The 23,102-nt window shown below is 71.3% G+C and carries 23 protein-coding genes; 11 read left to right on the forward strand and 12 right to left on the reverse strand.

Annotated elements, in window-relative coordinates; genetic code table 11:
- Positions 1 to 8: 8 nt before the first annotated feature.
- The 5 genes from ACIA5G_RS36520 to ACIA5G_RS36540 are packed head-to-tail and all read right to left on the reverse strand — an operon-like array spanning position 9 to position 2,322.
- Positions 9 to 572 carry a DNA-3-methyladenine glycosylase I gene (locus ACIA5G_RS36520; protein WP_395931685.1) on the reverse strand — a complete coding sequence of 188 codons (564 nt, stop codon included), beginning with the start codon at positions 570 to 572 and terminating at the stop codon, positions 9 to 11.
- Positions 565 to 1,023 (reverse strand): SRPBCC family protein, encoded by a 459-nt coding sequence (locus ACIA5G_RS36525; RefSeq protein WP_395931687.1) that lies wholly within the window; start codon positions 1,021 to 1,023, stop codon positions 565 to 567. The genes ACIA5G_RS36520 and ACIA5G_RS36525 overlap by 8 nt, the downstream gene beginning before the upstream one ends.
- Positions 1,020 to 1,343 carry a DivIVA domain-containing protein gene (locus tag ACIA5G_RS36530; RefSeq protein ID WP_395931689.1) on the reverse strand — a complete coding sequence of 108 codons (324 nt, stop codon included), beginning with the start codon at positions 1,341 to 1,343 and terminating at the stop codon, positions 1,020 to 1,022. The genes ACIA5G_RS36525 and ACIA5G_RS36530 overlap by 4 nt, the downstream gene beginning before the upstream one ends.
- On the reverse strand, positions 1,340 to 2,008 hold the full coding sequence (locus tag ACIA5G_RS36535; RefSeq protein WP_395931691.1) for a permease prefix domain 1-containing protein: 669 nt from the start codon (positions 2,006 to 2,008) through the stop codon (positions 1,340 to 1,342). The genes ACIA5G_RS36530 and ACIA5G_RS36535 overlap by 4 nt, the downstream gene beginning before the upstream one ends.
- Entirely contained in the window at positions 2,005 to 2,322 is a 318-nt protein-coding gene (locus tag ACIA5G_RS36540) for a helix-turn-helix transcriptional regulator (protein WP_003086561.1), read from the reverse strand. The genes ACIA5G_RS36535 and ACIA5G_RS36540 overlap by 4 nt, the downstream gene beginning before the upstream one ends.
- A gap of 141 nt (positions 2,323 to 2,463) precedes the next feature.
- Between ACIA5G_RS36540 and ACIA5G_RS36545 the strand changes: the two genes are divergently transcribed.
- From ACIA5G_RS36545 to cydC, 4 genes are all read left to right on the forward strand, one after another.
- On the forward strand, positions 2,464 to 3,624 hold the full coding sequence (locus tag ACIA5G_RS36545) for a cytochrome ubiquinol oxidase subunit I (RefSeq protein WP_395931693.1): 1,161 nt from the start codon (positions 2,464 to 2,466) through the stop codon (positions 3,622 to 3,624).
- A 3-nt stretch (positions 3,625 to 3,627) separates the two neighbouring features.
- The gene (gene cydB / locus ACIA5G_RS36550; RefSeq protein WP_395931695.1) at positions 3,628 to 4,614 is read left to right on the forward strand and encodes a cytochrome d ubiquinol oxidase subunit II; all 987 of its coding nucleotides are present in this window, start codon (positions 3,628 to 3,630) and stop codon (positions 4,612 to 4,614) included.
- A gap of 9 nt (positions 4,615 to 4,623) precedes the next feature.
- The gene (cydD, locus tag ACIA5G_RS36555; protein ID WP_395931697.1) at positions 4,624 to 6,171 is read left to right on the forward strand and encodes a thiol reductant ABC exporter subunit CydD; all 1,548 of its coding nucleotides are present in this window, start codon (positions 4,624 to 4,626) and stop codon (positions 6,169 to 6,171) included.
- Positions 6,172 to 6,311: 140 nt separating this feature from the next.
- Entirely contained in the window at positions 6,312 to 7,901 is a 1,590-nt protein-coding gene (gene cydC / locus ACIA5G_RS36560; RefSeq protein WP_395931699.1) for a thiol reductant ABC exporter subunit CydC, read from the forward strand.
- On the opposite strand, the gene ACIA5G_RS36565 is transcribed toward cydC, so the two are convergent.
- A complete protein-coding gene (locus tag ACIA5G_RS36565; protein ID WP_395931701.1) occupies positions 7,837 to 8,739 on the reverse strand; it encodes a glucosyl-3-phosphoglycerate synthase in 903 nt (300 codons plus the stop codon). The genes cydC and ACIA5G_RS36565 overlap by 65 nt on opposite strands.
- Before the next feature lie 51 nt (positions 8,740 to 8,790).
- Between ACIA5G_RS36565 and ACIA5G_RS36570 the strand changes: the two genes are divergently transcribed.
- The gene (locus ACIA5G_RS36570) at positions 8,791 to 9,465 is read left to right on the forward strand and encodes a lysophospholipid acyltransferase family protein (RefSeq protein ID WP_395932274.1); all 675 of its coding nucleotides are present in this window, start codon (positions 8,791 to 8,793) and stop codon (positions 9,463 to 9,465) included.
- Here the strand turns inward: ACIA5G_RS36570 and ACIA5G_RS36575 are convergent, their stop codons facing one another.
- The 3 genes from ACIA5G_RS36575 to ACIA5G_RS36585 form a co-directional block, all read right to left on the reverse strand.
- Positions 9,466 to 9,792 carry a hypothetical protein gene (locus tag ACIA5G_RS36575; protein WP_395931703.1) on the reverse strand — a complete coding sequence of 109 codons (327 nt, stop codon included), beginning with the start codon at positions 9,790 to 9,792 and terminating at the stop codon, positions 9,466 to 9,468.
- Between the two features lie 20 nt (positions 9,793 to 9,812).
- Positions 9,813 to 10,139 (reverse strand): hypothetical protein, encoded by a 327-nt coding sequence (locus ACIA5G_RS36580; protein ID WP_395931705.1) that lies wholly within the window; start codon positions 10,137 to 10,139, stop codon positions 9,813 to 9,815.
- 193 nt (positions 10,140 to 10,332) lie between these two features.
- Entirely contained in the window at positions 10,333 to 11,049 is a 717-nt protein-coding gene (locus ACIA5G_RS36585) for an SDR family NAD(P)-dependent oxidoreductase (RefSeq protein WP_395931707.1), read from the reverse strand.
- Between the two features lie 70 nt (positions 11,050 to 11,119).
- On the opposite strand from ACIA5G_RS36585, the gene ACIA5G_RS36590 reads away from it, so the two are divergent.
- A complete protein-coding gene (locus ACIA5G_RS36590) occupies positions 11,120 to 11,965 on the forward strand; it encodes a LysR family transcriptional regulator (RefSeq protein WP_395931709.1) in 846 nt (281 codons plus the stop codon).
- A 105-nt stretch (positions 11,966 to 12,070) separates the two neighbouring features.
- Here the strand turns inward: ACIA5G_RS36590 and ACIA5G_RS36595 are convergent, their stop codons facing one another.
- The 3 genes from ACIA5G_RS36595 to ACIA5G_RS36605 are packed head-to-tail and all read right to left on the reverse strand — an operon-like array spanning position 12,071 to position 15,282.
- A complete protein-coding gene (locus ACIA5G_RS36595) occupies positions 12,071 to 12,655 on the reverse strand; it encodes a TIGR00730 family Rossman fold protein (protein ID WP_395931711.1) in 585 nt (194 codons plus the stop codon).
- A complete protein-coding gene (locus ACIA5G_RS36600) occupies positions 12,655 to 13,440 on the reverse strand; it encodes a TIGR00730 family Rossman fold protein (RefSeq protein ID WP_395931713.1) in 786 nt (261 codons plus the stop codon). Before ACIA5G_RS36600 ends, ACIA5G_RS36595 begins: the two co-directional genes overlap by 1 nt.
- A gap of 9 nt (positions 13,441 to 13,449) precedes the next feature.
- On the reverse strand, positions 13,450 to 15,282 hold the full coding sequence (locus ACIA5G_RS36605) for a glycoside hydrolase family 9 protein (protein ID WP_395931715.1): 1,833 nt from the start codon (positions 15,280 to 15,282) through the stop codon (positions 13,450 to 13,452).
- A gap of 118 nt (positions 15,283 to 15,400) precedes the next feature.
- On the opposite strand from ACIA5G_RS36605, the gene ACIA5G_RS36610 reads away from it, so the two are divergent.
- The 5 genes from ACIA5G_RS36610 to ACIA5G_RS36630 all read left to right on the forward strand — a co-directional run bounded on the left by ACIA5G_RS36610 (position 15,401) and on the right by ACIA5G_RS36630 (position 23,019).
- Positions 15,401 to 16,687 (forward strand): helix-turn-helix domain-containing protein, encoded by a 1,287-nt coding sequence (locus tag ACIA5G_RS36610; RefSeq protein WP_395931717.1) that lies wholly within the window; start codon positions 15,401 to 15,403, stop codon positions 16,685 to 16,687.
- Between the two features lie 357 nt (positions 16,688 to 17,044).
- A complete protein-coding gene (locus tag ACIA5G_RS36615; RefSeq protein ID WP_395931719.1) occupies positions 17,045 to 19,069 on the forward strand; it encodes a M4 family metallopeptidase in 2,025 nt (674 codons plus the stop codon).
- Between the two features lie 85 nt (positions 19,070 to 19,154).
- Positions 19,155 to 20,429: a helix-turn-helix domain-containing protein gene (locus ACIA5G_RS36620; RefSeq protein WP_395931721.1), complete on the forward strand. Its 1,275-nt coding sequence runs from the start codon at positions 19,155 to 19,157 to the stop codon at positions 20,427 to 20,429.
- A 44-nt stretch (positions 20,430 to 20,473) separates the two neighbouring features.
- Positions 20,474 to 20,644, forward strand: coding sequence for a hypothetical protein (locus tag ACIA5G_RS36625; RefSeq protein WP_395931723.1), 171 nt, complete (start codon positions 20,474 to 20,476; stop codon positions 20,642 to 20,644).
- Between the two features lie 107 nt (positions 20,645 to 20,751).
- A complete protein-coding gene (locus ACIA5G_RS36630) occupies positions 20,752 to 23,019 on the forward strand; it encodes a M4 family metallopeptidase (RefSeq protein WP_395931725.1) in 2,268 nt (755 codons plus the stop codon).
- The last annotated feature ends 83 nt before the right edge of the window (positions 23,020 to 23,102 follow it).

The raw sequence follows: 23,102 nt of genomic DNA on the forward strand, positions 1-23,102 counted from the left end.
CTTCCGGGTCAGCCGGCCCGGAAGCAGCCTTCCACGTGGTCGTCGACCATGCCGGTGGCCTGCATCAGCGCGTAGCACGTCGTCGGGCCGAGGAACACGAAGCCGCGCTTCTTCAGCTCCTTGGCCATCGCCTTGGACTCGTCGGTGATCGCCGGGACGTCCGCCATCGACGCGGGCCGCTTGTGCGACGCAGGCGCGAACGACCACAGCAGGTCGTCCAATGGCTCGTCCAGCACCGCGATCGCCTTCGCGTTGGTGATCGCGGCCAGGATCTTCGCCCGGTTCCGCACGATCGACGCGTCCTGCATCAGCCGCTCGACGTCGGCGTCACCGAACTTCGCCACTCTCGTGGGCTTGAACTGCTTGAACGCCTTCCGGAAGCCTTCGCGCTTGCGCAGGATCGTGATCCACGAAAGCCCCGACTGGAACGACTCGAGGCACAGCCGCTCGTACAGCTCGTCCTGCCCGTGGAGCGGCGTGCCCCACTCCTCATCGTGGTAGTCGACGTAGTCCGGGGTCGAATTGCCCCAGCTGCACCGCGCGACGCCGTCGGCGCCGAGAAGCTCACTCATCCCCACCCACCGAATAGTCCTCCGCGAACCGCGCGAACCGCCGCAGCGACTGGCGCACCCCCAGCGCGAACGCCGGTTTCACCACCGGCCAGCCCAGCCGGCCCAGCGGCCCGAACGGCAGCCGCAGGTGCTCGGCCCAGACGAACGTCGAGCGCGTCGCGCCCTTGGGCACCACCTGGAACACCCCGGTGCCCTGGACAACACTGCCGAGGTGCCGGACCGCGCACCGCACCGGCGGCTCCCAGCTGGTGATCTCCATCTTGTCCGTGAAGCCGATGCCGGCCACGCCGGTGAACGCCGCGAGCCGCGACCCGACACTGCGGCCGTTGCCCTCGACGACCTCGACCTCGGTGCCGAGCATCCACTCGCCCTGGCGCGTCCAGTCCGTCAGCGCGAGCCAGGTCGTCCCGGCCGGCGCGCGGACGTCGACCGACAGGATCAGGTCCGTCACTGGGCGCCTTCGGGCGAGCTCTCCCGCTCTTGTTCGCGCTGCTCCAGCTCGGCGACCCGGCTGCGCAGCTCGTCGAGCTCGACGCCGAGGCGGCGCATCACCCAGTCCACTTCGGACATCTTGTAGCCGCGCAGCACCAGCTGGAAGCGGACCTCGTTCAGGTCCGCGCCGGTGATGTCCTCCGCGGGCAGCCGCGTCGGCGAGCTGCCCGGCGGCAGCGGGGCGAGCTCCTCACCCCGGCCGAAGACCACGGCGGCCAGCAGGAACACCACGGCGGCCACCAGCAGCATGACTACGAGGTAGATCAGCGCGGTCGTCACGCGACGATCGTGGCATACCCGCCCCAGGATCGTCTCGCGAGCACGACGAGCCGCAGCGAAAGCAGCACCCAGGCGACCATCAGCAAGGCGCACGGGACGCTCAGGAACAGCCTCGACGCGTCCACGAACCCGGTCGTGCTGATCAGCAACCCGACCGACGCGAGGTTCACGCCCACCGCGAGCGCGATGAGGATGCCGCAGAACCGGGCGAGGCCGGTGCCGTCCAGGCGCCGGCTCAGCCAGCGGATGCCGAGCAGCGCGAGCACGCCGATCACCGGCACGACGAACACCGCGCCGTGGGTCACGTGCGTGACGACCTTGTACCACTCGGGTGTCGGCGTCGAGATCCTCGTCCACTCGCCGAAGGTGAGGATCCGGGCGTAGTCCCACGCGATCTGCATCGCCGGGACGCCGATGACGAGCTTCCAGAGTGTGCGGACGCCGCTGAGCATGCCGAGCTCGGCCTGGTAGTCGCGGGCGACGACGGCGGCCGGGCCGAAGTCGGCGACCGCACGGCGCTCGGCGTCCTCGTCGGTCCAGCCGCCCGCGCGGTAGGCGTCGGCGGCGTCGTGCAGGCCGTCGCGGGCCTCCCCCAGCAGGTCGGCCTTGAAGCGCCCGCAGCCGTGCAGCCTGCGGTCCAGATCCCCCAGGTACTCGTCGATCATGCGCCCAGTACTCCCCCGATGACCGTGGTGAACTCCCGCCACTCCGTGCGCTCGGCGGCCAGGGCCTGCTCGCCGGAGCGGGTGAGGCGGTAGGTCCGGCGCTTGCGGCCGGACACGACGTCCCACTCGCTGGCCAGCCAGCCGGCCCGCTCGAGCCGGCGCAGCGCCGGGTAGACGGTGCCGGTGGGCAGGTCGAGCGCGCCGTCGCTGCGCAGCTGGAGCGCCTCGATGATCGCGTAGCCGTGGAGCTTGCGGCCGTCGAGCACCGCCAGCAGCAACGCGTCGAGGTGCCCGCGCAAGGTGTCCGCCTTCATAGGTATGCAGTCTACGCATGCCCACCCCGGGAAGGCTATTGCCCGGACACATCGGTGACACCCGGGGATTTCCCGGAGATGACCCGGATCTCATGGATTTGGTGCCTACATGTAGCCAGACTACGTATATAGTCGCTCGGCATGGACGCACTCCCGGTCGCGAGACTCCAGTTCGCGACGACGACTTCGTTCCACTTCTTGTTCGTGCTGCTCACACTGGGGTTGGTCACGCTGGTGGCCGTGATGCAGACACGCTGGACGCTCGGCGGCAAGCCCGAGCTGCTGCGGATGACGCGCTTCTGGGGCCGGCTGTACGTGATCAATTACGCACTGGGGATCGTCACCGGAATCGTGATGGAATTCCAGTTCGGGCTGACCTGGACCGGTCTTTCCGCTTTCGCCGGAGATGTCTTCGGCGCCCCGCTGGCCATTGAGACGCTGGTCGCGTTCTTCCTCGAGTCGACCTTCCTCGGCCTGTGGATCTTCGGCTTCGGACGGCTCGACAAGTGGCTGCACCTGACGCTGATCTGGCTGGTCACGCTGACCGCGTACGCGTCGGCGCTGTTCATCATGCTGGCCAACTCGTTCCTGCAGAACCCGGTCGGCAGCCGGCTCGAAGGCGGCACGCTGCACCTCGACGACTTCGGCGCGCTGTTCTCGAACCCCGCGCTGGCGGCGTCGCTGCCGCACGTGATCGGCGCGGCGATCCTGACCGGCGGGTTCTTCGTCGTCGGCGTCAGCGCCTGGCACTTCCTCAAGCGCACCACCGAGGTCGAGTTCTTCCGCCGGTCGATGCGGGCCGGCGTGGTGGCGTCGCTGATCGGCTCGTTCCTGGTCATCCAGCAGGGCTTCGCGCAGTTCGGCGAGCTGCGGATGTACCAGCCGGACAAGCTCGAGGACGGCGGGGTCGGGCTGCCGCTGGGCCTGATGATCATGCTCGGGTTCGTCATGTTCCTCTGCGCGCTCCTCGGCGGGGTGCTGCTGTTCCGGAACTGGATCACCAAGGCCCGGTTCCTGCACTACCTGATGGTCGCGGCGATCCCGCTGCCGTTCGTGGCCGCGATCCTCGGCTGGCTGGTGCGCGAGATCGGCCGTCAGCCGTGGCTGGTCTGGGGGAAGCTGCGCACCGCGGACGCGATCGCGGACGTCCCCGCCGGCCAGATCCTGTTCTCCTTCATCGCCTTCTCACTGCTGTTCGCCGCGCTCGCGGTCGCCGACTGGGTGCTGATGGCGCGGGTCGCCAAGCGCGGCCCGGAGCCGGTCGACGAGCCCGCCGAGCTGCCCGTCCTGAGCGGAGTCTGACCGATGGTGACCATCTGGTGGTGCGTGCTGGGCCTGCTGACCTGCGGGTACTTCGCGCTGGCGGGGTACGACTACGGCGTCGGCATGCTGCTGCCCGGGTTCGAGGCCGACGAACGGAAACGACGGCAGACGCTCGGCGCGCTCGGGCCGTTCTTCCTGGCCAACGAGGTGTGGCTGGTGGCCGCGGTCGGGCTGCTGTTCGGCGCGTTCCCGCACCTGGAGGGCAAGGTGTTCGCCGGGGCGTACGTCCTGGTCGTGACGCTGCTGCTCGGCCTGGTCACGTTCACCGCGTCGATGCAGCTGCGCAGCCGCCGCCCGAACGCGCGGCGCGGCGCCTGGACCGCGGGCATCGTCGGCGGCGCGCTGGTGACGGCGCTGTCGTGGGGGCTGTTCCTCGGCAACCTGCTGGTCGGGCTGCCGCTGCGGGCCGACGGCTCGCCGTCCGGGGACGTCCTGGCGCTGTTCACGCCGTACGCCGTGCTGTGGGGCCTCGGGTTCGTCGCGCTGTTCTGCCTGCAGGGGGCGCTGTTCCTCGCCGTCCGGGCGCCGGCCGAGCTGACCGGCCGCGCGGTGCGGCTGGCTCGCGCGTTCTCCGCGCCGGTTCTCGCGTTCCTCGTGATCGCGACGGTGTGGGGTGCCTTCGCGCTGGACGGCGTCACGGTGCTGGGCATCGTGGTGACCGTGCTGGCGTTCGCCGCTTTTGCCGTGGCTCGCCTGGGCCTGGCGGCTCGGCGGCACCGGCTCGCACTGGTGGGTTCGATGGTGCTCGCGGCCTGCCCCGCGTTGCTCGTCGGCACGCTGCGGTTCCCGGCGGTGCTCGTTTCCCCGGGGTACACGATGAGCGTCGACCAAGCGGCGACCGCGCCGGGGACGTTGGCGGTGCTGGGCTGGTTCGCGCCGCCGTCGGTGCTCCTGTTGCTGGTGGTGCAGTGGCTGACCTGGCGCGCGCACCGGCATCCCGTCGACCAGCGCTCGCTGCTGCACTTCTAGGGGGACGTGGTGCCTGCTCTGCCCGGACTCCGGCGGTACCTGGTCGTGCTGGCCGCGCTCGGAGTGCTCACCGCGTTGTCGGTGCTGGTCCAGGCCGAAGGTCTGGCCACCCTGCTGACCGGCGGCGGTCTCTCGGCGTTCCTGGTCGTGGCCATCGCCGCGCGGGTCGTCCTGTCGCTGGCGCACGGCGTCCTCAGTGGACGGTACGCCGCGGCGGTTCGCGGCGGCCTGCGTGCGCGGCTGCTCGGCTCCACTTCGGACCGCGCCGGCGTTGTCGCGACGCAGATCACGCGCGGGGTCGACGCGACGGACAGCTACCTGACCGGGTACCTGCCGTCGCTGGTCGTGTCGGTGGTGGTGCCGGTCGCGGTGATCGTGCGGCTGTTCACGACGGACCTGACGTCGGCGATCGTCGTCACGGTGACGCTGCCGCTGATCCCGGTGTTCGCGATCCTCGTCGGCAAGCACACGGCGGCGCGCACCCAGTGGGATCTGCTTCTGCGCCTGGGAGGGCACTTCCTCGACGTGGTCCGCGGGCTCGGGACGTTGAAGGTGTTCGGCCGGGCGGCGGCCCAGGCTTCGACGGTTCGCGCGATGGCGTCGGCCCATGCCGACGCGACCATGAAGACGCTGCGGGTGGCTTTTTTGTCTTCTCTCGTGCTGGAACTGGTGGCGACGTTGTCGGTCGCCCTGGTGGCGGTCCCCATCGGCTTCCGGCTGCTATCCGGCGGCCTTGATGCGCGGACGGCTCTGCTGATCCTGATCCTGGCACCGGAGGCGTACCTGCCGCTGCGCGCGGCGGGCGCGAAGTTCCATGCGGCGGCGGAGGGTCTGACGGCGTTGCGGGAGGCGCTTGCCGTGCCGGTGGTCGCTCCCCGCTCCGGGGCGCTTTGTCGACGTCGGGGCGCGCCTTCGCTGGCCTTGGAGCGGGTTTCGGTTTCCTACGACGGAGTTCCTGCGCTGTCCGAAGTGGATCTTTTGGTGCCCGCCGGTTCGCGGATCGCTTTGGTGGGGCCGAGCGGGTCCGGGAAGAGCACGTTGTTGTCGGTGCTGTTGGGGTTCGTGACGCCGACTTCGGGACGGGTCCTGGTTGACGGTGTGGACCTGCGCTCGCTTTCGCCGGCGTCGTGGCTGGCTGATGTCGCGTGGGTGCCCCAGCGGCCGACGTTGTTCCGGGGGTCGCTGGGGTCGAACATCGCTTTCGGCTCCGATTTTGCGGCCGCGGCCCGGGCCGCGGCGTTGGACTCGGTGGCGGCGGGGTTGCCCTCCGGGTTCGACACTTCGGTGGGCGAGCTGGGCGAAGGGCTGTCGGCCGGGCAGCGGCAGCGGGTGGGGCTGGCGCGGGCGTTGGCCCGCACGTCAGCGGGATTGGTGCTGCTGGACGAGCCGACGGCCCGGCTGGATTCCCGCACGGAGGCGACGGTGCTGTCGGCAACCCGGCGGCTGCTGCCCAAGCGGACGGCGGTGCTGGTCGCGCACCGGCCGGCGATGGTTTCGCTGGCGGAGCGAGTGGTGGAGCTGCGGGGCGGGCGGGTTTGCGCGGAGGTGGCGGCATGAGGCGCTTGTCAAGTTTCCTGTCCACAGGTGGGCAGTTGTCCACAGATCGCCGAGCGGCCGAGTTTTGCAGCTCGGCGCCGGTACGATGGGATCGGGGACGCCCCCCGGGAAGGGCGGGGGCTGGCCTGCGGTCTTGGGGCGTGTCCACAAGGGATTTTCTCCGGCTCCTTCGCGCCGCCCTCCTGGGCGCCGGCGCCGAACTCGCCGCGCTGGCCCTCATGGCCACCGCCGCCTGGCTGCTCCTCCGCGCCGCCGAACGGCCGCCGCTTGCCGCGCTCACCGTGGCCATCGTTGCCGTCCGGACCCTCGCTCTTCTCCGGGGCGGCCTCCGGTACGCCGAGCGGCTGGCCGGGCACGAGGTCATCCTGCGGTGGCTCGGCACCCTCCGCACCCGCGTCTACCAGGCCCTCGCGCCCGGGTCCCGCTACTCCGGTGGTGATCTCGTCACGCGGCTCGTGTCCGATGTGGACGCTCTGCAGGACGCCGTCCTGCGGTGGGGGCTGCCCATCGCCGTCGCCGGGATCGTCGGCGCCACTGCCGTCGCCGTCACCGCGACCGCGTCCCTCGGGGCCGCCGCCGCGCTCGCGGCCGGGCTGCTCCTCGCGGGCGGCCTCCTGCCGTGGCTGGTCATCCGGGTCACCGCGCGCGAAGCCGCCGACAACGCGCCAAAACGCGCTGAGCTGGCCGAACGCGCCGTCGAGCTGGTCACCGGCCACCGCGAGCTCGTCGCCGCGGGCGCGCTGGAAGAACACCGCGGCCGAGCCACCCGGGTCGTCGACGGCCTCGCCGCGAGCGAACGCGCCACCGGCACCAAGACCGCCCTGGTCACCGCCGCCGGAGTGCTCGTCCAGCTGCTGACCACCGTCGCCGTCGCGCTGCTGAGCGGGAGCGGCAGCCACGCCTCGGTGCCGTGGACCGCCGCCCTCACCCTGGCCGCCTTGACGACGTTCGAGGTTGTCCTCCCGCTGATCGGCGCCGCTCGCCGCGTCCCCGAAATCCGCGCGTCGGCGGCCCGCGTGAAAGCCGTTCTCGACGAACCCGTGCCGAGAGAAGGCTTCCGCACCGCCCACAGTGGACACTTCCGGCTGGAGAACGCCGGTGTGCGGCACCCGGGCCGCGCGCCCGCCCTCCAGGGCATCAACCTCGACCTGACGCCGGGCAAGCGAGTCGGGATCCTCGGCCCCAGCGGCGCCGGCAAGACGACCCTCCTGCGGCTCCTCCTCGGCCTCGAAACCCCCACCGAAGGCCGGGTGCTCCTCGACGGCCACCCCCTCACCGAGTACGCCGACCTCTCGAAGACCATCGCGGGCGCCGAAGCCGACGCCCACGTCTTCCACACGACCGTCCACGAGAACCTGCTGATCGCCAAGCCGGACGCGACGGACGAGGAGCTCACAGAAGCGTGCCGGACCGCCGGCTTCGACCTCGGCCTCGACCGCGACACCGGGCCGGACGGCGGCTCGCTCTCCGGCGGTCAACGCCAGCGGCTGGTGCTGGCCCGTGCGGTGCTGGCGGCGCCCGCCGTCCTGGTGCTCGACGAGCCGGTCGAGGGCCTCGACCTCGCGCACGGCGACGCCGTCCTGGGCAACGTCCTCGCGAAGGCGAAGGGCACCGTTGTCCTCGTCACCCACCGCCCCGAGCACCTCGACGGCTTCGACCAGGTGCTCACGCTGGAGGACGGGCGAGCACTTCCCGCAGCGGCGGCCGGTCGGCGACCCGGACGTCCGTGACGTCGGGGAGCCACTCCTCGTCGACCTGCACGAACTGGGTCAGCGGCGCGTCCGTCGCCGGGACGCCGCAGCGCGCCAGCGCGGTGCCGAGGATCTGCCGGGACATCACGCCCAGCTGAAGGAGCGAGCGGTTCCGGTGCTTGCGGACGCCGAGGTTGACCTGCGCGAGCCCGTCGAGGCCGTACCGCGCCTCGGCGTCGAGCAGCAGCCCGATCTCGACGCCGTACCCGGCGGCGAACGGCACCGTTTCGAGGAACTCGCGCGTGCCCGCGTACTCACCGCCGAGGGGCTGGATCAGGCCGCCGAGCGACGGGCGCAGCGCCGAGAGCACCGGCCGGGCGAGCAGCTCGGTGACCCGGCCGCCGCCGGTGCTCTCCAGCCGCAGCGGACGGCGGTAGAAGCCCTTGACCAGGTGCACTCCCGGCTCGGTGACCAGCGGGCCGAGCAGCGACGGCACGAACGCCGGGTCCGGATCGACGAGGTCCGAGTCGAGGAAGACGACGAAGTCGCCGCTGGTCGCGGCCAGCGAGCGCCACAGCACCTCACCCTTGCCGGGCACCGGCGGCAGGTCCGGCAGGACGTCCTCACGGCGGACCACCCGCGCGCCGGCGGCTTCGGCCGTTTGGACCGTGGTGTCGGTGGAACCCGAATCCATGACGATCAGCTCGTCGACGACACTGCCGACGAGCGGCCGCACCGACGCGACGACGGCACCGACGGTCCGCTCTTCGTCCAGCGCCGGTAGCACGACCGAAACCGTCCGGTCACCCTTCGCGGTCACGATGTCCTCGGGCGTCCAACCGGGTTCCTGCCACGTACGCCGCTCGAACCAACTCACGAGTAACGATCGTGCCATGCTGGGGTGACCGCACCCGAGGAGGAGGACCACTTGATCGCGCTGCTTGTCCGGTTCGTGCTGGGGCCGCTGGCCAGGGCGGTGTACCGGCCCGAGGTGCGTGGTGTCGAGAACGTGCCGGCGGCCGGCCCGGTGCTCCTGGCGGCCAACCACCGCGCCGCGCTCGACACCGGCGTCATCACCTTCGCGACGCCCCGGCAGGTCAAGTTCCTCGGCAAGGCGGAGTACTTCACCGGCAAGGGCGTGAAGGGCAAGCTGATGGCCGGGTTCGTCGGCGGGCTCGGGTACATCCCGGTCGAACGCGGCAACGCCCAGGCCGGGCTCGCCGCGCTGGAGGCGGCCCGCAAGGTGCTCGACGCGGGCGGCGTCTTCGCGATCTACCCCGAGGGCACCCGCTCCCTGGACGGCCGGCTGCACCGCGGCCACACCGGCGTCGCGGCGCTGGCCCTGGCGACGGGCGCGAAGGTGGTGCCGGTCGCGCTGACCGGCACCGAGCACCTCCAGCCCGCCGGGAAGCGCATCCCGCGGCCGGCGAAGATCACCATCACGTTCGGCAAGCCGCTGGACTTCTCACGCTACGAAGGCCAGGACTACTCGCCGGCGATCCGCCGGTCCGTCACCGACGAGGTGATGTACCAGATCCTGGAGATCTCCGGCCAGGAGTACGTGGACACCTACCACAAGCGCCCGAGCGAGGGTGTCGCCTGATCACGGGTCGGGAGACGAGTTGATCCCGCCGCTGGTGCGGTTCGTCCCACCCGGGCAGAAGGCGGTGGCCCAGGTGCCGGCGTGGGTCCACCCGCCCTGGCGGACGAGCTTCTGACCGCCCAAGATCACCTGGCAGAAGACGACGGCCTGGTACTTGCCGGTGCCGGCGTCACACTTGGCCATCCACCCGTTGCCGACCTTGGACGGGCCGTCCCAGCAGCTCTCCGGCCAGCCGGCCGGAGCGGCGACGGCGCCACCGGGACTGACGGTGAAGAGCGCCGCCGCCACCACCGCGACGGTGAGAAAATGCGCGATCCGCTTGCTCATGCCATTCCTCCGATGGTTCGTCACGGCGGTGTGGGTGTTGTGTTGATACCCGAGGAATCCACGTACGAGTAGCCCTGGCAATAGGCGTACGACGGCGCCCCGCGCCCTTCCCAGGTGCCGTAGAACAGGCCGGTCTTACCGGTGTCCTTGAACTTGCAGACGGCGATCGCCTGGTAGAAACCACCATTCGTGTGCCGGCAATAAGCACCGGTCTGGTACTGGTTCATCACCTCGTCGCGACAGTCGCTGGGCCATCCGGCCGGCCTGGCCTTCGAAGAACCGGAGTGATCCGATGCCGGCGCCGCGACCGCGGCCGGGCCGGCCATTCCGAACAGCAAAACGCTCACGGCGCCGATGGCGAGCAGAGATCTCTTCATTGGGTTCCCCCCTGCCGAGGATCGCTCCTGACTCGAGATCGAGCGTCTCAGCCGGGCAAACGCGGCACAACCCTTCAAGATCGATTTCGCATCCGAAACAACCGATCAGGTTAAATTCGCCGACGTCGGCAGTTCTTCGGGAATCGAGCCTTTCCGCCCCGGGTCACCAGGGCACCGGGCCCTCGTCGTCGACGAAGGTGCCCGTCGGGCCGTCCTTCGGGATCGTCGCCATCCGGACCGCCGCCACCGCACCCTGAGCGGGCGTGCGGAAGCCGGAGTGGTTGTTGAGGTCCGTGGCGCAGTAGCCGGGGCAGACCGCGTTGACCAGGATCCCATCGGGACGCAGCTCCCTCGCGTACTGCAGGGTCAACGCCGTCAACGCGGTCTTCGACGGGGTGTAACCCGCCGAAATCGGCAGTTCGGCGGCCGGGTCGGCGTTGCGCGCCAGCGACGCGCCGCCGCTGGAGACGTTGACGATGCGCGGCGCGGCCGACCGGCGTAGCAGGGGCAGCAGGGTGTTCGTGACCGTGACGACGCCGAAGAAGTTCGTCTCGAAGATGGCTCGCAGTGTGTCGAGGTCGGCGGAGCTCGGGCTCTGGTGCGACAGGTCCGTGCCCGGCGGCCGGCTGATGGCCGCGTTGTTGACCAGCACGTCGAGCCGGCCGTGGCGGGCTTCGATGGCGCCGGCGGCCGCGGCGACCGACGCGGGGTCGGTCACGTCGAGCACCACCGACTCGGCGCCCAGCTCCGCGGCGGCCTTCTCGCCGAGCTCGGCGCTGCGGGCGCCGATGACGACGGTGTGCCCGAGGGCGGCGAGCCCGGCGGCGATTTCGCGGCCGATGCCCTTGTTCGCGCCGGTGACCAAAGTGATTTCGTTCATGGCTCCAGCACACCAGCGGGGCGCCCGCGCGGGCCAACACCGATGCCGCATCGGCCGATACCCTGGTGATATGGAGACGCGGGAGCTCGCGTATTTTGTCGCCGTCGCCGAGGAACTGCACTTCGGCCGCGCGGCGCAGCGCCTCGGCATGGCGCAGCCTCCGCTGTCTCGCGCCATCCAGCAGCTCGAACGGCGCATGGGCGTCACGCTGCTGGAGCGCACAAGCCGCGGCGTGACGCTGACAGCGGCGGGCGCGGTTTTCCTTGTGGAGAGCCACAAAGCGCTCGACGCGGTCGAGGCCGCGGTGCGCCGGGCGCAGCGCGCGGGGCAGGAGGAGCCGCGGCTGCTGGTGGCGATGAAACCCGACGGCGACGCGGGCCTGCTTGACCGGATCCTCCCCGGCTACCGCGCCGACCCGGACGCCGTCGAGGTCGAGGTCGTCGTGGGCGGGATCGGCGAGCAGGCCCGGATGCTGCGCGACGGCCGCGTCGACCTGGCGTTCCTGCACGCCCCGCACGACGACCTCTCGGGGTTCGACACCGAGCTGCTGCTGGAGCAGGACCAGGTGGCGATGCTCGCCCGCGGCCACCGGCTGGCCGACCGGGCGGCGCTGGTCCTCGCCGACCTCGACGGCGAGCCGTTCCCCCGCTGGCCCGGCAGCGACGTGCGCGGTCCCGAGGTGCGCGATCCCGGTCAGCTGCTGCAGCTGGTGGCGCTGGGCCAGGTGGTGGCGGTGGTCCCGGAGTCGGCCCGGCGCCACGTCCGGGCGGACGTGGCGTGCGTGCCGGTGCTCGACGCGCCCCGGACCGGGGTCCTGCTGGCCTGGCCCGACCGGACACGGTCGCGCGCGGTGGCCGCGTTCGTCCGGGCCAGCACCGCGGTCGCCGAGGCCGGGCGCGTGGCCGCGGACCGCTAGTCCGTGACCGCCGGCTTCAAGCGCCCCAATGTGGCCTTGGTTGCGTCTGACGCACCGAAGGCCGCCTTGGGTGCGTCAGACGCACCGAAGGCCACATTGGGGCGCTCAGATGCCTGGTGGCTCCTTCGCCCACTTCGGTGGGGCCGGCGGCTCGTACGTCGCGAACTTGTCCAGCAGCGCCGCCGGGTCCGCGTCCGTCATCAGCAGCTGCCGGTAGTCCTCCTTGACGAAGCCCTCGGTCACCATGTGGTCGGCGAACTTCATCAGCGGCTCGTAGTAGCCGTCGACGTCGACCAGGCCGATCGGCTTGCCGTGCAGGCCGAGCTGGGCCCACGTCCAGACCTCGAACAGCTCCTCCAGCGTCCCGGCGCCGCCGGGCAGCGCGAGGAAGCCGTCGGACAGGGCCGCCATCTTGGCCTTGCGCTCGTGCATGTCCTTCACGACGTGCAGCTCCGACAGCCCGGCGTGCGAGATCTCGACCGAAGAGAGCGCCTCCGGGATCACGCCGATCACCTCGCCGCCCGCGGCCAGGGCCGCATCGGCGACGACGCCCATCGTGCCGACGCTCGCACCGCCGTAGACCAGGCCGATGCCGCGCTGGGCCAGCAGCTTGCCGAGCGCGGCCGCCTGCTCGGCGTAGCGCGGCGAAAAGCCCATGGACGAGCCGCAGAAAACACAGATCCGGCTCATCAGTGGGTGTCCTCCCACGCCTGGTACGAGTCCTGCACCACACGGACGGCGTCGTCGATGTCGTCGGTGACGTGCAGCAGGTCGAGGTCGTGCGGGCTGACCTTGCCCTCGCCCTGCACGGTCTTGGCGATCCAGTCGTACAGCCCGCCCCAGTAGTCGCTGCCGAACAGCACCACCGGGAACTTCGTGACCTTCTTGGTCTGCACCAGCGTCAGCGCCTCGAACAGCTCGTCGAGCGTGCCGAAGCCGCCGGGCAGGCAGATGAAGGCCTGGGAATACTTGATGAACATCGTCTTGCGGGCGAAGAAGTAGCGGAAGTTGACGCCGAGATCGACCCACGGGTTCAGGCCCTGCTCGAACGGCAGCTCGATGCCGAGGCCCACGGAGAAGCCGCCGGCCTCGGCCGCGCCGCGGTTGACCGCCTCCATCGCACCCGGGCCGCCGCCGGTCATCACGGCGAACCCGGCGTTGGCCAGCGCCTCGCCGATCTTGCGGCCGAGCTCGTACTCCGGGTGATCGCGCTTGGTGCGCGCCGAGCCGAACACCGTGACCGCGCGCGGGACCTCGGCGAGCGCGCCGAACCCCTCGACGAACTCGGCCTGGATCCGCAGCACGCGCCACGGGTCGGTGTGCACCCAGTCGCTGGGCCCGCGCGAGTCGAGCAGCCGCTGGTCGGTCGTGCTGCCCTGGTCACGGCGGTCGCCACGCAGCACGACCGGGCCCTTCTGGCGCTCGACCGGACGCTCGGGGTACTGGCCGTCGGGAAATTCAGACTGTTCGCTCACCCGGCCATGCTACGACCTGCCCGCCAGCGAAAATGCCAAGAGGGCCGTGGAGGTGAAGTCGATTGCGGGCTCGTTGCTGGGCCATGAACTCAGGTCGTCGGCGTAGCGACTTCCTTGCCCGTCGAAGGATTCATACGGACGGGTGCATTCCTTCGCGCCCGCCGGGAACGGCAGATCGGCGAAGTTGTCCGCGCCGTTCGGGCCGTTGACGACCGCGCCGTACAGCACTTTCGAAGGTCCGGCGAGGTTCGCGGCCTGGTGGTGCGGGCACTGCGGGGACGTGCTGCCGACGCCGACCACGAGCGACACACCCCAGGCGTTCGCCCCGAGGGTGAAGTTCCGCTGTTGCACGCCGAAAGCGGCGTAGCGGGTGTCGCCGGTGACACGCTGGTAGAGCCGCGCGGTCGCAGCGAAGCCGAAGCTCTTGCTGGCGGCGTCGAAGTCGGTGACGTCGACGGCCGTCCGGAATGGACTCGTCTTGGCGCTGTCCACACCGGCGTCGAGCTGACGGCGCAGGTCGGCGGTCAGCTCGCGGACGCCGAGCGCGGCTCCGGGGACGCCGGTGCGCAGCAGCCCGGCGAGGTCGGTGTGGGCGAGCGCGCTGGTGTCGTAGAGGTTCAACGTGCTGGTGTCGCCGCTGCCGATGTACGCCTTCGCCCACTTCGCGGCGTCGCGAGCCCAACCGTTCGCGCGCGGATCTCCCAGCTTGCGCGCGGCCAGCGCGAGCTGCGTCGCGCCGAGTTCGAGGTCGTCCTCCCAGGACGACTCCGGGTAGTAGGCGTGCGGGAACGCCGTCACGAGCTCACCGACGTCCGACGTCTTGGCCTGCGCGAACACGGCCGCGGCCTCGGCCAGGTAGTGCCGGGCCAGGCGCGGATCGCGGTGCGCCTGGACCTGCGCGCCGAGCGCGAACGCGGCGGCGACCCGGCCGGCGAGGTTCGGCGACAGCGGCGCGCCGGCGGGCGCGGCCGGGAACACCGGGCGGTACTTGACGAAGTACGCGGGGTCGCCGGGCTTGACGTTCAGCGCGTCGTCGTCCTGCGGGTTGCGCCAGACGTCGTGGTCACCGAGGAAGCCGAACTCTTCACTGCCGGTGCCGATGCCGACCTGCGCGTAGAGGGTCTTGGTCTTGCCGTCCCACATCTTGTCGAGCCAGTCGAGGCCGAACCGGACCTCCTTCGCCAGCACCGGATCGGGGTCGTCGCGCAGCACGAACCCCAGCTCGGCCAGCGAGTACGCGGTGTTGGACGTGAACTTCACGAAGTCGCCCGCGTCGACCCAGCCGCCTTCGACGTCGACCGGGCCGCCCTGCGGCTTCAGCGGTTCGACGATTTCGTCGCCGCCCTCACCGGCGAACTTCGGCTCGGCGTAGACGATCCCGGCGCGGTCGGCCAGGTGTGACGGCTTGCGGTCCAGCCGCCCGGGGATGACGTCGTGGCCGTCGCGCTGGGCCTGGAAGAACTCGGTGGTGGCGCCGACGAGCGGCCGGAAGAGACGGCTCGCGGTGTCGATCCGGAACGGGGGTGACGTCGCGCCCGCGGCCTTGACCCGGTAGGTGCCCGGGCGATCCACAGTGGACAGGTCGAGGTCGAACACCTTGGTGTACCGGTCGTTCCAGCCGCCGAGACCGGCGCCGATGCGGCCCTGGCGGACGGTCCGGCCGTGGTCGTCGACCACGGTGAACGTTCCGGGCGCGCCGCCGAGGAGGTACGCGTGCTTCGCCTCGCCCAGCGCGTAGCCGACTTGGTCGACACGCACTTCCGCCGGGGTGGCGGCCTCGGCCGGGGCGGCAGCGAGCGGCACGGCGAGCGCGGCCGCCGTCACGAGGGGAAGCAGGCGCATGATCGGCTCCACTTAGTTAGGAAAGTTTCCTATTTAGCGGAGAACGCTATCCGGCCCGCCGTCAGGCGTCAATATGTCCGTTTCCGCGGTCACCGCGCCGATGACTTACCGTGGGGAGATGACCAGCGCCCCCGCCGAACCGCTCGGCACGCGGATCCGGCGGCTGCGCGCCGACCGCGGCTGGACGCAGCGCGAGCTGGCCGAGCCCGGTTACGACCGCGGGTTCCTGGCGAAGGTCGAGACCGGCAGCCGGCCGCCGTCGGAGGAGATGCTGGCCTACCTGGCGGAACGGCTCGGCCTGACCGTCGACGAGCTGCGCTTCGGCCGTCCGCCGGGCGTGGCCGACAAGCTGCGTGCGTCGCTGGACGAGGGTTACCGCGACCTGGAACAGGGCCGGGTCGCTTCCGCGACGGACCAGTTCGCGTCCGTGGCGAAGCAGGCCGCGGGCTACCACCTCGACGACGTCGAGTGTTACGCGCGGTTCTGCCAGGCCGAGGTGAAGTGGCAGCTCTTCGACGTCGAAGGGGCGCAGCGGGCATTGGAACACGCGTCGGAACTCGCCGAGGCCGCGCCGCCGTGGCTGCGGGCGATGATCGTGCACCGCTGGTCCGGCTGCCGGTACCTGGCCGGTGACGCGGGCGCGGCGATCGCGCGGGTGGAGGCGGAGCTGGCTTTGCGGCCGGCCGACCCCGATGCCGAGTTGTGCCTGCTCAGCGCGTTGATCCACCCGCTGATGGAGATGGGCGGCCTGCACCGGGCCCGTCGCGCGGCCGAGGACGGGCGACGGCTCGCGCGGGCGGCGTCGCGGCCGGACTTCGTCGCGCGGTTCCACCGGCAGGCGTCGCAGGTGTGGCAGGCGACCGGCCGCGCGGACCGGGCCGAGCAGGACCTGACCGAGGCGTGCCGGCTGTTCGCGTCGGTGGGTTTCGACCGCGACGCGGCCCGGTGCCGCTGGGCCCGCGGATACCTTCTACGGCGGCTGGGCCGGCTCGAGGAAGCGCGCGCGGAACTCACGTCGGCACGCGACCAGCTGGCGGCGATCGGTTCGGAGGAGGGCGTCGCGGGCGCGACCGTCGAGCTGGCCGAGGTCCGGCTGCGGCAGGGCGCGCCCGCCGAAGCGGCTTCGCTGATCACGGAGGTCTGGCCGCTGCTGACCCGGGACGTCGAGTCCCTGGGCGAGGCGACGGGGCTGCGGGGCCAGATCGCGCAGTCGCGCGGCGACCTGGAAACGGCGACCGACCTGCTGCGCGAGGCCGTGGACATCCAGACCCGGGCGTCACTGCACGGCGCGGCGGTCTCGACGTCCCTGCGCCTCGGCGACGTCCTCCGACAACGTGGTCATCTCGACGAAGCGATCGAGGCCTACCGCCGCGGCCTCGACTCCGCCGCCGGCACCGACACGTAACCCGTACCCAGAGGGTCGGCTCACGTACCTGGAGGGTCGGTTCGTGAGCCGACTGTCCAGGTACGCGAGCCGACCGCCTGGGTACGTGAACCGACCCTCCAGGTACGGCGGACCTGCGGGCGTGGCGGTCCGGGTGGGGCCAAGTTCCTACCAAAGTTGGTGAATTGGTTCAGACCAGTCGCCACGGCCGTCGCTTCCTGGGGTTTTGGCCGGAACGCCGTGATCTTCGTGGTGCCCCGCTAGGCCGTTCGGCCCATTGACCGACCGGCGACCGGAACCTTTACTCGGACGCGTCCGGCGCAATAACTGGAGTTATTCCATCGGGCACACTCCCCGCGTTCCCCGGAAAGGTTCCCCATGAGATCCCCACGAGGGCTGGCGGCGATCGCCGGCCTGGCCCTGACCTTCGCGGCGCCGGCGATCCCGGCCGCCGCCGCCGCTCCTCCCGCCGCCACCCCGCCCGCGGCGCTCGCCGCCCGAGCTGCCGATCAGGCCGCCCTCAGCGGCGCCGACCAGCTCGCCAAGGGCGCCGGGGAGGCCTTCGTCCGCACCGGGGTCACCCCGGGTGGCGGCGGGCTCTACTACGCCTCCTACCAGCGCACTTACCACGGCCTGCCGGTGGTCGGCGGGGACGCGGTCGTCGTCGCGGACGGCGCCGGGCGCGTCCACGGCACCGAAGCCGCGCACACCGCGCCGATCGCCGTGCCGACCCAGGCCACCCTGAAGGCCGGCGAAGCGACGAAGATCGCCGCAGCCAAGGTGTCCACAGTAGACAGCACCTCCGCGCCGAGGCTCGTCGTGCTCGCCGGAGACGCTCCGAAGCTGGCCTACGAGGTCGTCGTCTCGGGCCACAACGGCGCCCACCCGACCAAGCTGCACGTCTTCGTCGACAGCACGACGGGCGCCGTCCTCGACACCCGTGACGACGTGCGCGAAGCAGGCACTGGCAACTCCTACTACGCCGGGACCGTCTCCATCGACACGTCCGGCTCCGGCAGCTCGTACTCGATGACCGACCCGGGCCGCCGCGGCATCGCCTGCGGCCGCGAGGGCGGCGCGATCTTCACGAAGAGCAGCAACACCTGGGGCAACGGCTCCGGCACCGACCTTGAAACCGGCTGCGTCGACACGCTCTACAGCGTCCAGACCGAGTGGAAGATGCTCAGCGAGTGGCTGGGCCGCAACGGCATCGACGGCGCCGGCGGCGGGTTCCGCGCGAGTGTCGGCCTCAACGACGTCAACGCCTACTGGGACGGCTCCTCGACGCACTTCGGGCACTCGCAGGACAACCGCCGCCAGGCGACCCCGATGGACGTCGTCGGGCACGAGTACGGGCACGCGATCTTCCAGACCACCCCGGGCGGCGCCGGGTCGGGCAACGAGAACGGCGGCCTCAACGAGTCCACCGGTGACATCTTCGGCGCGCTGACCGAGTACTACGCCAACAACCCGAAGGACACCCCGGACTTCACCGTCGGCGAGGGCGTCAACCTCGTCGGCCAGGGCCCGATCCGCTACATGTACAACCCGAGCCAGATCGGCGACCCGAACTGCTACTCGGCGCAGATCCCGAGCACCGAGGTGCACGCCGCCGCCGGCCCGCAGAACCACTGGTTCTACCTGCTTTCCCAGGGCAGCAACGCCTCGCCGGCCAGCCCGACGTGCAACAACTCCACGGTCACCGGCATCGGCATCCAGAAGGCCGGCAAGATCTTCTACAACGGCCTGCTGAAGAAGACGTCGTCGTGGAACCACCGCGCCGCCCGCAAGGCGACGCTCGAAGCCGCGATCGCGCTCTTCCCGGGCAGCTGCACCGAGTTCAACGCGACGAAGGCCGCGTGGGACGCGGTGAGCGTCGCCGCCGTCAGCGGTGAGCCGACCTGCACCGGCACCCCGCCGGCCGGCAACGACTACTCGCTGACGCTCTCGCCGGCGTCCGCGTCCGTCCAACCCGGACAGACCGCGACCACGACGGTGACCACCCGGATCACCTCGGGCAACGCCCAGACCGTGGCGCTGCAGGCGACCGGCCTGCCCGAAGGCGCCAAGGCGACCTTCAGCCCGGCGAGCGTCCAGTCCGGCGGCACCGCGACGCTGACCGTCACCACCTCGGCGACCACGCCGGAGGGCACCAGCCAGGTGACGGTCACCGGTGACGGCACCGACGCCGACCACACCGCGCAGTTCTCGCTCACCGTCGGCACCGGCACCCCGCCGACCGGCTGCGACGGGATCGGCGAGTGGGACTCCGCACGGGCCTACGTGCCCAACGACGTCGTGGGCCACAACGGTCACAAGTGGACGTCGCTGTGGTATTCGACCGGTGCCGAGCCCGGCGCGCCCACCTCGTGGGCCGTGTGGAGTGACGGCGGCGCCTGCTGAACCCGCACCGCGCGGTGGCGGAGGGAGCCCTCCGCCACCGCGCGGCTTACCCTTGGACATCCGGCCCCGGTGGAAAGGCGTCTGCGTGAGCGTGAGCGGCGAGACCGTCGGCGAGCGCCTGCGTGAGCTCCGCACCGAGCGCGGGCTCACCCAGCGTGAGCTCGCCGGACCGCAGTACTCCGCGGCGTACGTGTCGTCGGTCGAGACCGGCGCGCGGACGCCGTCGGGTGACGCGCTGCGGTTCTTCGCGCGGCAGCTGGGCATCGACCCGGACGAGCTGCTCGGCGGCAGCTCCCCGCGGGAGCTGATCGAGCTGGACCTCGAGCTGATCGAGACGGCGGAACGGTTCCTGGCCGGCGAGGCCCGCCGCGCGATCCCCCGCATGCAGCGGATCCGGCGCAGTGCCGAACGGCTGGAACGGCCGCGGCAGGCCGGGATCGCGTTGCTGTGGCTGGCCGGGTACTCGAGCGGCGACATCCGCACGAAGTACGTCGCCGAGGCCGAGACGACGTTGTCGGGCGAGCCGCCACCGGTGCGGGCGATGGTCGTGCCGCTGCGCGCGGCGGTGCTCAGCGGCTGGGGCGAGGCGCAGTATTCCTTGCACCTGCTGGAAACCTGCCACGCGGAGCTGCTGCGCGACGGTTACCCGCAGCCGTCGATGCTGCTGACGCTGCGGGCGTGTCTCGCCGAGCGACACCTGCGTCAGGGTGACCTCGAACGGGCCGCCGAGTACGCCGATTCGGCGCTGCGGCTCACCCGGGGCGGCCCGGCGGTGCTGGCCGAGCTGACCCGCAGTCACGTCGAGGTGTGCCGCAGCCACCTGGCGGCGGACCGCTTCGCCGACGCGGCCGCGTCCGTCGCCGCGGCCTACGACCTCATGCAGGAGCGGGCCCTGCACCCGGCGATGGCGCACTGCCTGCTGGCCAGGGCCCGGGTCCGCGGCCGGTCGGGTGACGTCGAGGGCGCGCTGGCCGACCTCGGCGCGGCCCGCGAGACGGCGTGGCCGGACGACGTCCCGGCGATCACGGTCGAGCTGGCGGCGGAGTACCTGGCGGCGGGCCGGCTGGAGACGGCGGGTGCGCTGCTCGACCAGGTCCGCCCGTCGGTGGTGTCGGGCACGGCGCTGGCCGCGGAGCTGCGGCTGCAGCAGGGGTCCCTGGCCCGCGCCCGGGGTGACGCCCGGCGTGCGGCGGAGGACCTGCGGGCGGCGGTCGAGCTGGCCACCGGCCTGGGCGCACGCGGGGTGCTGGTGCGGGCGCTGCGGCCGTTGAGCGAGCTGCTGGGTGAGACCGGACGGCAGGCCGAAGCGGCCGACGTGCTGCGCAACGGGCTCATCGCGCTGGGCGCCGAAACCGATTAATCCTGCTGCGACAACGTTTTCCTGAGCACACCTAACGATTCCCGTTGATCGAGATCTTCCGGCGTTCGGAGGGTGTCCGGGACAATCCCTACGAAAGTCGTTCCGCCGCGGGAAACGCCGAGAATGCCCTGCTGCAGCGGCCTTTGTACGAATTGACCCGCGAATCCGGAACGCGGCGTTGGTCCGTTCGGCGCATTGACGGCCTGTTCGGCTGATCCTTTACTCAGATGCGTCCGGACGCATACCTCCTGTTAGCCCGCCGGACACGTCCCCCTTTTCCCTTACCGGACCACGTTCCTGCCTTCAGGGAAGGAAGACCTCGATGACCCATCGTGGGTTCAGAACGGGCTTGGCGGCCGCCGCCGGGCTCGCCATGACGCTTGCGCTGCCGGTGACCCCGGCAACCGCGGCACCAGCAGCAGCACAGCCCGCCGCACCGGAAGCCACCGCCGCGCGTGCCGCCGACCAGGCCGCCGCCAGCGGTCTCGACGCACTCAAGCGGGGCCCGGCCGAATCGTTCCAGCGAGTCGGCCTGACCGCCGGTGGTGGTGGCCTCTTCTACGGCGCCTACCAGCGGACCTACCAGGGCCTGCGGGTCGTGGGCGGGGACGCGGTCGTCGTCGCCGACGGCGCCGGGCGGGTTCGCGGCACGAGCGCCGCCGAGACCGCCGCCATCAGCGTCGGGACGCAGGCCGCGCTCGACGCCGCGAAGGCCGCCGCCACCGCGCGTGCTCAACTGCCCACTGTGGACAGTGTGAGCACGCCGGAGAAGGTGGTGCTGGCCGGGGCGAGCCCGAAGCTGGCCTACGAGGTCGTCGTCGCCGGGCGCACCGCCACGGCGCCGAGCAACCTGCACGTGTTCGTCGACGCCGCGACCGGCGCGGTCCTCGACAAGCGCGACGACGTCAAGACGTTCGCCTCCGGCGCGAAGACCCAGGCCCAGCCCGGCACCGTGAACGTCGCGGGCACCGGCAACAGCTACTACGTCGGCAACGTCTCCATCGACACGACGCAGTCCGGCAGCACGTACACCATGCGCGACCCGGGCCGCACCGGCATCAGCTGCGGCCGCGAGGGCGGTTCCGTCTACAGCGGCCCCGACAACGCGTGGGGCAACGGCTCCGGCACGGACCTCGAAACCGCCTGCGTCGACACGCTGTACGGCGTCCAGACCGAGTGGAAGATGCTGGCCGAGTGGCTGGGCCGCAACGGCATCAACGGCAGCGGCACCGGCTACCCGGCGTCCGTCGGCCTGAGCGACGTCAACGCCTACTGGAACGGCTCCTCGACCCACTTCGGGCACTCGCAGGACAACCAGCGCCAGGCCACCTCGATGGACGTCGTCGGCCACGAGTTCGGCCACGGCATCTTCCAGTTCACCCCGGGCGGTGCCGGTTCCGGCAACGAGAACGGCGGCATGAACGAGTCGACGGGTGACATCTTCGGCGCGCTGACCGAGGCGTACGCGAACAACACCAAGGACACGCCGGACTACGAGGTCGGCGAGGGGGTCAACCTGGTCGGCCAGGGCCCGATCCGCTACATGTACCAGCCGTCCAAGGTCGGCGACCCGAACTGCTACTCGTCGTCGATCCCGAGCACCGAGGTGCACGCCGCGGCCGGCCCGCAGAACCACTGGTTCTACCTGCTCGCCGAGGGCTCGAACCCGGGTGGCGGCAAGCCGGCCAGCCCGACCTGCAACAGCTCCAGCGTCACCGGCCTCGGCATCCAGAAGGCCGGCAAGATCTTCTACAACGGCCTGCTGAAGAAGACCTCGTCGTGGAACCACAAGGCCGCCCGCAAGGCGACGCTCGAAGCCGCGATCGCGCTCTTCCCGGGCAGCTGCACCGAGTACAACACCACCAAGGCCGCGTGGGACGCCGTCTCCGTCACCGCCGCGACCGGTGAGCCCACCTCGTGCAGCGGCGGCGGGCCGGACTTCTCCGTCGCGCTGAACCCGGCTTCGGGTTCCGTGCAGCCGGGCGCCTCGGCGACCACCACCGTCAGCACCGCGATCACCTCCGGCGCGGCGCAGTCGATCACGCTGTCCGCCTCGGGCCTGCCCGCCGGCGCGACCGCGACGTTCAGCCCGGCGACCGTCCAGTCGGGCGGCTCCTCGACGCTGACCATCACGACGACGTCTTCCACCCCGACCGGCAGCTTCCCGATCACCATCACCGCGGACGGGGCCAGCACCGACCACACCGCGCAGTACTCGCTGACCGTCGGGACCACGTCATCGTGCGCCCCGGTGACGAACGGGACCCAGCTGAACATCCCGGACTACCCGGGTGCCGCGGTCAGCAGCACCAGCACCGTGGCCGGCTGCGCGCGCAACGCGTCGTCGACCACCAAGGTCGAGGTGCACATCACCCACACCTACAGCGGTGACCTGGTCCTCGACCTGGTCGCGCCGGACGGCACCGCCTACCGGCTGAAGAACTCCAGCAGCAGCTCGACGCCGAACATCAACACCACCTACACCGTGAACGCTTCTTCGGAAGCCGGGAACGGCGCGTGGCAGCTCCGCATCCGAGACGTCGGCCCCGCCGACACCGGTTACCTGTCCTCCTGGACGTTGACCGTGTAACACGCCCCACCCCGTGAAGGCCGCACCAGCCCGGTGCGGCCTTCACGGCCGTTCTCCCCCAACCCCCACCGAAGGAACTCACC

Origin of the sequence: Amycolatopsis sp. NPDC051758 (assembly GCF_044453095.1) — a bacterium.
GTDB lineage: Bacteria > Actinomycetota > Actinomycetes > Mycobacteriales > Pseudonocardiaceae > Amycolatopsis.